Genomic DNA, 2,339 nt, shown 5'->3' with positions numbered 1-2,339 from the left:
AGGCGATCGCCCGGGTGAAGGCGCAGATTCACTGATTCGCTAGGGAAGCGCTGAACAAATCCACTTACGCGCCAAATGCGCGATCCCCCCGCGGCGGCGGGGGCGGAGGGGGTGGATTAGAACAGCAATAAATCAACAACGTACCCGCTGTTGCTTAAGGCCCGGGTTTCCCGGGGCCAGCGGTACGGGTTGAAAACCAGATTTGTTCAGCGCCTCCCAACGCGGTAGTGAAGGCCCCGGGGAACCGGGGCCTTTGTCCTTGCAGCTATTGAAACCTCCGGGCGTGACGGACAGGCCCGCACCCTGGTCGGTTTTCGCTTGCTCACAATAAGGAGAGCTGAATGAACATGATGTCGAGGCTATTGCAAACCCTGATGCTATGCACCGCGCTGGGCGCACTGGCGGCCGGCCCGGACAGTGTGGCCAAGTCCGATCGCTCGCTGTGGCCGGATAAACTGGATTCTAGCAAGGGCTTCGATCGCGCCTCGCGGGCCGAAATCCTGGTATTTGCCGATGCACTGAACCAGCTGGCCCGCCAGGATGATCTGAAGGCGGAATTGCATCTCAAGTCGGTGGATGCGGCCTCGGTCGCCAAGATCAGCGAGCGGCTGTCGGCCACCTTGCTGAGCAACTATCGCGAAGCCAGCACCGCCTGTGATGGCAAGGAAATCCTGTGCGACAAGCTGGCCAGCGCTGCCGATCTGGCTCGCTCTGGTGCCGCGCTCGATACCCAATTGCCGGCGCCATACCAGCCCTGGCTGGCCAATGCTCGCGCCTTCCATCGTCTGTATGCGATGGAGCTGCTGCGCCTCGCAGCGCTGTTCCCCAAGGTAAGCAGCGAGATCGACGTATTCTCGCCGGCGGAGAAAACCGGCTTCGAGCTGGCAGATCGCCACTTCCTGTTTACCTTTGACGATGGCCCGACCGCCAAGGGCGGCAGCACCGATGCGCTGCTCGATACCCTCAAGCAAAACCAGATTCACGCCATGTTCTATATGCTGGGCGACCATCTGAAGCCGCGCAGCGACGCCGATGCGGCGCTGAAACAGCGCTACGATGGTCAATGTGTGGCCCTGCATGGCTGGGAGCACCAGTCGCACCAGAAATGGGCCGATTGGCAGAATTCGGTGCTCAATACGCAGAAGCTGGCGCAGCAGGTGTTCGGCGAGGCCTATCGGCCGTATTTCCGCCCACCCTATGGCCAGCGCCGCCCCGATAGCGCCGCCTTTTTTGCGCAAAACCAGCTGCAGGTCGCGCTGTGGAATATCGACTCGCAGGACTGGAATGCCAAGATCAGCGATGTGGAGGCGGCGCAGCGGGTGATGAGCCTGATGCTGCTGTGGCGGCGCGGGGTGATCCTGTTCCACGATATCCATCCCAAGGCCAATCGTGCCGTGCCCTGGCTGGTGAAATCGCTGGCCGGTAGCGGGGTGAGCTGGGATCGTTGCCAGCAGTATTGATCAGCTTGCTGGCGTGGCGGGCAGCAGAAAAAACGAGGCCGGCGCTTGCGCGCCGGCCTGGCAAATAAGGCGACATGGGTCGCCTTCGAGGGAGCTGTCGTCCAGTTCTGGCTAACCAACTAGGCAGTTATAGATAGCGCCCGGTTGATTACAAGGCAGCCCTCTCGCCGTCTGTCGGTTGTCACCTTGCAGCCGCCTGTTGGCCGCCATTCCCGTGGCGGTATTTGCCGGATTTTTCAGTAATAACAAGGTGTTGTGCTGTCTTGGGTGTTGATGGCTGCCGCCTTGGTAGCCAACAGCCCTGCTCGATTTTCTTGCGCCCAGGCCCTGGTGCATGGCGCAGTCCGGCAAGACCGTAATGATGCAGGCCTTGCGAAAAAGCGCTATTGATCAGGCCTCGGCTCGTGCATCGGCAATGCGACAATGGCGCCCCGCAGACTTGACCCGGAGAGATGTGTAGATGACGCAAAGTACCCAAACCCCGGAAGGCGCCCAGCTGGCGCGGCGTGCGACCTGGAACAGCATCTGGGTGAATCTGGGCCTGGCCATTGCCCAGGTGATCGTCGGCTGGCTGGGTCGCTCGCAAGCGCTGCTGGCCGATGGCATACATAGTCTGTCCGATCTGTTTTCCGACCTGATCGTGCTGGCCGCCGCCAAGGGCGCGGCGCTGGAAGCCGATGACAACCACCCCTATGGACATGGTCGCTTCGAAAATGCTGCCGCCTTGCTGCTCGGTGGGCTGATGCTGGCGCTTGGCGTCGGCATGGTGTGGAGCGCCGCGCTGCGCTTACAGGCACCGGCCAGCATCGCGGCGGTATCGCCGTTTACCCTGGCAGTCGCCTTGCTCACCTTGGTCGGAAAGGAGCTGCTGTTTCGCTA

2 protein-coding genes are annotated in these 2,339 nt (G+C 61.5%); both read left to right on the top strand.

The features are described 5' to 3' along the window. The first annotated feature begins 341 nt into the window (after positions 1-341). Entirely contained in the window at positions 342-1,460 is a 1,119-nt protein-coding gene (locus ACE3OH_RS21710; RefSeq protein ID WP_374358210.1) for a polysaccharide deacetylase family protein, read from the top strand. A gap of 460 nt (positions 1,461-1,920) precedes the next feature. Continuing rightward, the coding region (locus ACE3OH_RS21705) for a cation diffusion facilitator family transporter (protein ID WP_374358207.1) at positions 1,921-2,339 on the top strand (419 nt) is incomplete at its 3' end.

This window comes from Chitinimonas sp. (genome assembly GCF_041904975.1).
Classification (GTDB): Bacteria; Pseudomonadota; Gammaproteobacteria; order Burkholderiales; family Chitinimonadaceae; genus Chitinimonas.
The sequence above is the reverse complement of the archived record's forward strand: the minus strand, read 5'-3'. Positions and strand labels throughout refer to the sequence as shown.

Coding starts and splice junctions, on each gene's coding strand:
- ACE3OH_RS21710 (WP_374358210.1), top strand. CDS start 342: ATGAACATGATGTCGAGGCTATTGCAAACCCTGATGCTATGCACCGCG.